Origin of the sequence: Escherichia sp. Lx600-2 (assembly GCF_036662595.1) — a bacterium.
GTDB lineage: Bacteria > Pseudomonadota > Gammaproteobacteria > Enterobacterales > Enterobacteriaceae > Escherichia > Escherichia coli.
The window spans coordinates 1-7,587 of the sequence record NZ_JAYQWM010000127.1; the positions used below are offsets into that span (position 1 = coordinate 1).

The 7,587-nt window shown below is 51.5% G+C and carries 6 protein-coding genes and 2 pseudogenes; 2 read left to right on the forward strand and 6 right to left on the reverse strand.

What is annotated here, in order from left to right; genetic code table 11:
- The first annotated feature begins 1 nt into the window (after position 1).
- Complete coding sequence (locus OQV04_RS25290; protein ID WP_003032489.1) at positions 2-58, forward strand: IS1 family transposase; 57 nt, start codon at positions 2-4, stop codon at positions 56-58.
- Positions 59-64: 6 nt separating this feature from the next.
- Positions 65-1,147, forward strand: a pseudogene (locus OQV04_RS22535) (carbohydrate porin); the annotation flags it as partial.
- Positions 1,148-1,165: 18 nt separating this feature from the next.
- On the opposite strand, the gene OQV04_RS22540 reads toward OQV04_RS22535, so the two are convergent.
- The 6 genes and pseudogenes from OQV04_RS22540 to OQV04_RS22565 all read right to left on the reverse strand — a co-directional run.
- The gene (locus OQV04_RS22540) at positions 1,166-1,618 is read right to left on the reverse strand and encodes a DUF1198 family protein (protein ID WP_032281862.1); all 453 of its coding nucleotides are present in this window, start codon (positions 1,616-1,618) and stop codon (positions 1,166-1,168) included.
- A 116-nt stretch (positions 1,619-1,734) separates the two neighbouring features.
- Positions 1,735-3,126: a hexose-6-phosphate:phosphate antiporter gene (gene uhpT, locus OQV04_RS22545; protein ID WP_000879194.1), complete on the reverse strand. Its 1,392-nt coding sequence runs from the start codon at positions 3,124-3,126 to the stop codon at positions 1,735-1,737.
- Positions 3,127-3,263: 137 nt separating this feature from the next.
- Positions 3,264-4,583, reverse strand: coding sequence for an MFS transporter family glucose-6-phosphate receptor UhpC (gene uhpC / locus OQV04_RS22550; protein WP_001358267.1), 1,320 nt, complete (start codon positions 4,581-4,583; stop codon positions 3,264-3,266).
- A 9-nt stretch (positions 4,584-4,592) separates the two neighbouring features.
- Positions 4,593-6,095, reverse strand: coding sequence for a signal transduction histidine-protein kinase/phosphatase UhpB (gene uhpB, locus OQV04_RS22555; protein WP_032281864.1), 1,503 nt, complete (start codon positions 6,093-6,095; stop codon positions 4,593-4,595).
- Positions 6,095-6,685, reverse strand: a complete 591-nt coding sequence (gene uhpA / locus OQV04_RS22560) for a transcriptional regulator UhpA (RefSeq protein WP_000633668.1) — start codon at positions 6,683-6,685, stop codon at positions 6,095-6,097. The genes uhpB and uhpA overlap by 1 nt, the downstream gene beginning before the upstream one ends.
- Before the next feature lie 160 nt (positions 6,686-6,845).
- Positions 6,846-7,587 (reverse strand): annotated as a pseudogene (locus OQV04_RS22565) (hypothetical protein); the annotation flags it as partial.

Genomic DNA, 7,587 nt, shown 5'->3' on the forward strand with positions numbered 1-7,587 from the left:
GGTGGAGCTGCATGACAAAGTCATCGGGCATTATCTGAACATAAAACACTATCAATAAGTTGGAGTCATTACCGACGGCTCCTATAATGGTGCATCTGCAATTGGTCGTCTGGGGAACGAAGGTAATGGCGGAGAGTTTCAGTTATCAAAAGCCTTCAAGAGCGATAACGGCGCAATCTGGGATGTCAATGTCATGATTGATCACTGGGGCGACGAAGTTAACCTGAAAAAAGCCTACGCTGGTGTCACCAATGTTTTGGCATCCAATCCTGACGCCTATATCTGGGCTGGTCGTGACTTCCACCAGCGCCCGCAACAGGGCATTAATGACTACTTCTGGATGACTCACGATGGTCAGGGTGCCGGGGTGAAAAATTTCGACATTGGTGGCATCAAGTTTGACCTTGCTACTGTCGCAGCGGTTGAATCCTGTAATCCTGAAGTGATGGAGGATGAGACCAATCCATCACGCATTACCTGTACTGGCGGGTCAGGAACGGGCGACAAAGGCAATTATGCGATAACGTCCAAAATTCATGGTATGAAACTGGGGCCACTGGATCTTGAGTTGTACGCTAACTACGGCTTCGACTCAAAAGCGGTCGAAGGTGAAGACAAACTGAAAGCCTGGCAGGGGGCATTTGTTGTAAGCCATAGCAATGACAGCGGAGTGAATAAAGTCATTGCCCGCTACTCTGATAATTCCGATAACAGTGTTTACAATAAAACTGACGATCTCACGACAATTTACGCCAGTTTTGAAGGTAGTCATAAATTTACCCAGCAGGCGCAAATCGAGTATTTACTAGCCTTCCATGATTACGACAACAGTTCTATTAAGAGTGATAACCGCAAAAACTATGGCGTAATTGTCCGTCCTATGTATTTCTGGAATGACGTTCACTCCACCTGGCTTGAGGCGGGTTATCAGCGGGTTGATTATGATAAAGGCGGAGATAATTCCGGCTGGAAGCTGACGCTGTCACAGAACATTTCTATTGCGATGGGCCCGGAATTCCGCCCAATGCTACGTTTCTACATGACGGGCGGGCAAGTTGATAATGACCGGACTGCACGCGTCAACGGTACAAAAGAGGAAACGCTTGACGACTTTAACCTTGGCGCGATGTGGGAAGCTTGGTTCTGACAGGCCACTCACATTGAGTTAATGCAACCAAAACACGCCTTCTTCTGGCTGGAAGAGGGCGTTATAGCGCATTTGGAAGGCATTAATCTCCTGCATATCTGGCTCTAACTCACGGAGTAAACCCAGCGCCTGACGGACCTGGGCATCCGTGATCGGCGCAGCAAGACGCGCTTTTTGCAACAACCGATGCCAACGTAACAGGTTCTGCTCACTACCATCGACAATCACAATTTGCCAGATAAGTAACACCTGAGCAGCATTTTGCAGATGAGATTCATCCGGGCGATGCAAATAATACAAAAACTCTTTACCAGGCATTTTACCCATCTGATCGATCATCGATTCTACGGGTACAACATCAATATTAAGTCGTTCGCTTAAACGGCGAATCGCCCGTCGGGTGCCTGACGTCAGAACCCGAAAACCAACCACAAACACCACCACGACGGTGGCAAGCATTATCCAGATCATGCGTTCTCCTGCGCATCAACTTTTGATGATATCTGGAAAACTCCCCCAGGCGTTAATCTGGTCAAATTGAATAAAAAAAGCCCGGCGTCATGCCGGGCAAAAGTCACCAGTTACGTTTATGCCACTGTCAACTGCTGAATTTTTTTCTCGCGGCGGATTTTGCGTTCTTCCATCACCGCCACTATCGCCATCAGGCAGATACAACCAATCGCGGCGATATCCAGCGCGGCGAAGGTGCCTGCCCAGCCGGTAAGGCCGAATACCGGCGTCCCATCGGCAATCATTCCCAGACCTAACTTGGCAAAGCTGTCACCAATCAGGTAAGCAAAGGTGCCTTTAATACCATCGGCAGCACCAATCGCTTTTTTAGGTACAAAACCAACAGCAGCCACACCAATCAACAATTGCGGGCCAAAGACCAGGAAACCCAACGCAAAGAGAGAAGCCAGATAGATATATTCGTTGCTGGCATGTTGATACACACCGAGCGTGGCGATAATCAGCGCCAGCGCGATGCAGGCCACCAGGCCACGGCGACCGTTCGCCAGGTCAGAGAGCCAGCCCCACAGCAGCGTACCGACCAGCGCACCAGCTTCAAACAGCGTAAAGCCCTGAATCGCCACCGCTTTAGAGAGTTTTAGTTCCTGGAACGCGTATACGGTTGACCACTGGTCGATACCAATACGTACCACATAGAGGAAAATGTTGGCGAAGCACAGCAGCCAGATCACTTTGTTTTTCAGCACGTACTCAACAAAGATCTGCCACTTGGTCATATCGGTAGATTCTGTCTCTTTATCCTCTTCGCTGATCTCCTCGCCAAACAGTTCTTCAGCTTTGCCGAGGCCATAAGATTCCGGGGAGTCGCTGCCGTAACGCAGGCCGATAAAACCGACAATCAGCGCGATAATCGACGGGAAGATAAACATGCCGATAACATGACCATCGAACAGGTAATTTGCGCCGAACAGCGCCACACCTGCTGCACCTGCACCGCCAAGGTTGTGAGAAATGTTCCAGAAACCGAGGAAGGTCCCGCGCTTACGACGCGGCGTCCATTTGGTGATGGTGGAGTAACTGCACGAACCGCCGGTGCTCTGGAAAAAGCCGCTTAAGGCGTAGAAGGCAATCATCAGGAACAGGCTAACCGAGCCGCTGCCCATACTGGCGCTGAAGCCCAGCATACAAATGGCAGACAGGATCAGCATGAACGGCAGGAATTGTTTGGTGTTTTTGCCGTCGGCGTAGTAGGAAACCAGCGTTTTACCCACGCCATAAGTGATGGAGAAACCCAGGCCGATCATCCCCAGCTGCGTCATGCTCAACCCGTAGGTCGAAATCATATCGTTCTGCGCGATGTTAAAGTTCTTGCGAATCAGGTACATCGTCAGGTAGCCGATAAAGACCACCAGGTAGGATTGCATGAACGGTTTGAACCACATTTTGCGCCGCACTTCGAGCGGAAGGTCCAGGGTCGGCTTGCGGACCTGGTTTAAGAAAGCCAGCATGGGTTACTCCTGAAATGAATACCTGCGTGAGGCATGCATTGTAAAAATCAGCAGCAAATCAGGCCTGAGATAGCGTCCAGGCAAAACCTGGAAAATTTCTTAGTTTTGCCGGATATGAAGTGAAAAGGTGAGATGCATCACGCTTCGCGCGGTGCCTGGGCGTTCAAAAAGGGCAGTAACAGCAGTGCGGAAATCCCGGCGGCAATAGAGATAACCACAAAAAAACCGCTCCAGTGCCAGGTATCGAGTACTTTCGCCAGCGGCCAACCAGCAAGCGACGCCCCCAGATAAGCAAACAAGCCGACAAACCCCGTCGCCGCCCCTGCCGCCTCTTTGTGTGAACACTCTGCCGCCGCCATGCCGATTAACATCTGCGGGCCAAAGACAAAAAAACCAATAGTGAAGAAGCAGGTTGCCTGCATCACGTAGCTGGCAAATGGCATCAGCCACAGCGAGCCGACTGAAAGCAAAATTCCGGCGGCGAAAATCAAATTCATCGGCCCACGGTTGCCGTTAAACAATTTGTCCGAGCCCCAACCGGCTACCAGCGCACCGATAAATCCGCCCAGTTCAAACATCGTCACTGCCGTATTCGCCGTGACCAGATCGACGCCCAGCGTCTCGGACATATACAAATTGCCCCAGTCGTTGATTGCCGCCCGGACCACATAGACCAGCACATAGCAAAACGAAAGCAGCCAGATATACGGATTCAGTAACACATACTTGGTGAGGATCTCTTTACGCGTCAGCCCTGCCCCTTCTTGTTGTTGAGCAATCTCCAGCGCGTCGTGCCGCCATTCACCGACCGCCGGTAAACCTAACGCCTGCGGGCGATCGCGCAGCCGCCAGCAGAGAAAAATCCCCACGACGATCGCCATACAACCAGCAATCATCATCCCGGCACGCCAGCCGTAATGTAGTGCAGCCGCTGCCATCACAATGGGAATGAGTGCGCCGCCGACGTTATGCGCCGTGTTCCATAATGCCCACCAACCGCCGCGCTCGGTACGAGAATACCAGGCGGTTAACAGACGCGCACACACCGGTGAACCCCAGCCCTGGAAAAAGGCGTTCAGCACCCAGAGTACGGCAAACGCCCATAGCGACGTCGAGAAGCCAAACAGAATGTTGATAATGCCCGTGGCGATAAGCCCTATCCCCATAAAATAACGGGCATTTGAGCGATCGCTGACAATGCCGGAGACAAACTTCGACACGCCGTAAGTAATGTAAAACAGGGTCGCTAACAGGCCGATATCGCTACGGCTGAGCACGCCGTTAGCAAGGATTTCTGGTACGGCGGCGTTAAAACTTTTCCGCGTGAAGTAAAACAGCGCGTAACCCAGCCAGATGGTCAGCAGAATATGCCGACGCCAGTAGCGATAGCGTGCATCAATTTCATGTTTGTCAGTCATTAATGGCGCATCGGCAGGCGCTTTCAGAAACGGCAACATCATCGAACCTTAGACATAACGTTGAGGTAGAGAAACGCTGACACGCGTGCCGTGCAGACAGGAAATGTGTAATGTGCCGCCCAGCGCCGTTACGCGCTCGCGCATTCCGGTGAGGCCAAAACCTTGTTGCCCGGAACCCGGCGGCAAACCGCTGCCATCGTCTTCAATCACCAGCATCAACCGTTCATCCTGCTGCCAGCCTTGCAGCGTAACCGCGCTGGCATCGGCATGTTTCACAATGTTGTTCAGCCCTTCCTGGCAGACGCGAAACAGCGTCACGCGCTGGTTTTCACTTAACGCTGACTCATCGATACGCCATTCGAGATGGCTGACAATGCCGCGCCCTTCCAGCTCCATTTCCCGCATCAGTGAGCGGATGGCCTGCTCCAGGGTGAGATCATCCAGCTGGCGCGGACGTAACCGCCCTAACAAACGGCGCACCGCATCGTAAACCCCCAGCGACAGTTGTTCGATGAGTTGCCCGCTCTGCTTCACGCTGGCGTTATCTGCCGCCAGTCGCTGGACAATGCCCGCCTGAGTACGAATGGCAGTGATGGTCTGACCGATATCATCGTGCAGCTCACGCGCCACGTCGCGGCGCACGCTCTCTTCAGTTTCTAACAAACGTTCAGCCAGATGCTGATTGCGCGCCAGTTCTTTTTGCAGCGACTGGTTAAGTTCACGCAACCGCTGGATACCTGCGCCCAGTAACAACCCTGTCAGACTTTGCACCAGCAGCGAGAGCAATAAGTCCACCGGATGATCGCGCCAGGTTTGACTGGCGATCAGCGCGATGGCGTTCATCAACGTCGCAATCAGCGCCCCTTGCCAGCCATAGTGCCAGGCCAGCGCGATAATCGGCAGCGCCAGGCAGAATGGCGTAAAGCGCGACAGTTCGTCCGGCAATCCCAACTGGAGCCAGAGACTAATAACAAACAGCAGCAAGTACCAGACCAGATGCCGCCCGCGCCAGTTGATCGGTTGAGAAACTAACGACGGGCCGAGCGGCAGCCAGGTGTTATTGGCGAGATAGTGCCAGAACACCAGACATATAGGGGCCAGCGTCAGGCCGCCAGTTAAAGTCAGTAGTAGCGCATTCCACGACTCTTTGCCGTGCCAAAGCCAGGGCAGCGACTGCAACAACGCCGCCGCCGTCAGGGCCGCCCCCTGTAACAGCAAGGTGCGCCAGTCACGTTGATGGCGATAGCGCGAGATCAGCGCCACGGGCAGTAACGTCAGTAAACTACCGATCATCAATAACGGAAAATGGGTTAAACCGACCGCCTGCGTTAACCAGTAAATCAGCAGCCACTCCGCGCCCAGCAACACCGGCCAGTATCCGCGCGGGCATTGCAGCATTAGCCCCAGACGCAGACCAAACGGAAATAACAGCACCGCCATATCAGGGCGCTCAACCAGGTGCAGGCTGATACTCCACAAGCAAAACCATGCGGCAGAGAAGATAAAAAAGCAGGCAATAACGGTAATTAAGCTGGAGAACAACGTCTTCATCACCAGCCATCAAACATGCGGCGCGCCAGTTCAACGTCGTTACTGACACCCAGTTTTTCCATCAGGTTGGCGCGATGGACGTGTACCGTTTTCGGTGACAAGCCCAGTTCGGCGGCAATCTCTTTCACCGCCATTCCTTGCGCCAGTTTTTCCGCCACCTGGCGTTCACGTTTGGTTAGCGGGTCCTGGCGACCGGATGCCAGTTTAATGGCAATATCCGGCGTCAGATAACAGCCGCCCGTGGCAACCGTATGCACCGCAGCAATCAGTTCGTCAGGGCTACAACGTTTGGAGAGAAAGCCGCGCGCCCCCGCGTTAAGCGCCTGCTCAACCAGCGCAGGACTGTCGTGAACGGAGAGCATAATTGTCGCCATACCTTTCGGCAGTTGGCTTAGCAGTTCCAGACCGGAAATATCAGGCATGGAGATATCGCAAATACACACCTGCACACCGCGCCCCGGCAACCCCGCCAGCGCCTCGCGCCCCGAACCAAACTCGGCAACTACTTGCAAATCAGGTTCCAGCCCCAGCAACTGCGCAAAGCCGGAGCGGACGATGAGGTGATCGTCTATAAGGGCAACGGTGATCATAATTGGGTCCTGGCGGATAAAAAACGCGCATACCTTAACGATAAGCGCGATGTTGTTCAAGTTGGATATGGGGTATGTATTGGCTTAATGATGTTGCGCTTATCGTCAAAACGCTTACCTGAAGGTAAGCGTTTGGTGCGTGTTATTGAGAAAAAGCGAATTATTTGTAGGTTGCAATCGTAATATTGCCTGAGAAATTTCTCCTTAGATTGCGGATATCATTATCCCTTGACCAATAATCATCTTTGTGTCTATAACTTTCATCGGAATGTACATAGGGAGAATCATCTTCAGCGTCGTTATGGATAATATTTTCTCCCTTAGTGGTATAGATATAATTAGCAACATCAAAGGTGTCATTCGCGTTATTTACGATTGCTCCTAAGACGCAAAGGGTTTGTGTGAATCCGTATTCTGAGAAATCGACATGCTGATGGTAACTTCTACCATTCAAAGCAGCACAACACGGACAATCATCTATTGTATCGCCAATAGCTATAGCGGCGCGACGCACATCAAGTGCAGCGTTATCATTAGCAACATGAAATGCTTGTGAACAGGCATAAAACAAATTTCCAATCCCGGTACGACTGGATAAACAAGAAATAATTTTTGCTATTTTTTCTGGCTTTATACCATCCTGCACTAAAGAATCTCTCACCAGATGACATTCATCAGGTGTGAAAACAGCTTTCTTGAATATTTCCTCATAAACATCATAAGAAGGAGATTCAGAGAGAGTGAGAGATTTGGTGAAATGTGTTGAATCTGTAATTTTTTTGCGAAGTAATTCACTTATAGTGCTGTTTATTTTTTCACCACAACATAAAACAAATGAACTTCCCTCCAGAACTTGTCTTTCTGCATCTGCAAGGAGTGAGCTAAATTCATTCTTATGAAGC

Excerpts from the sequence above, each read along its gene's own strand:
- OQV04_RS22540 (WP_032281862.1), bottom strand. The coding sequence starts at position 1,618 with ATGATCTGGATAATGCTTGCCACCGTCGTGGTGGTGTTTGTGGTTGGT.
- uhpT (WP_000879194.1), bottom strand. The coding sequence starts at position 3,126 with ATGCTGGCTTTCTTAAACCAGGTCCGCAAGCCGACCCTGGACCTTCCG.
- uhpC (WP_001358267.1), bottom strand. The coding sequence starts at position 4,583 with ATGTTGCCGTTTCTGAAAGCGCCTGCCGATGCGCCATTAATGACTGAC.
- uhpB (WP_032281864.1), bottom strand. The coding sequence starts at position 6,095 with ATGAAGACGTTGTTCTCCAGCTTAATTACCGTTATTGCCTGCTTTTTT.
- uhpA (WP_000633668.1), bottom strand. The coding sequence starts at position 6,685 with ATGATCACCGTTGCCCTTATAGACGATCACCTCATCGTCCGCTCCGGC.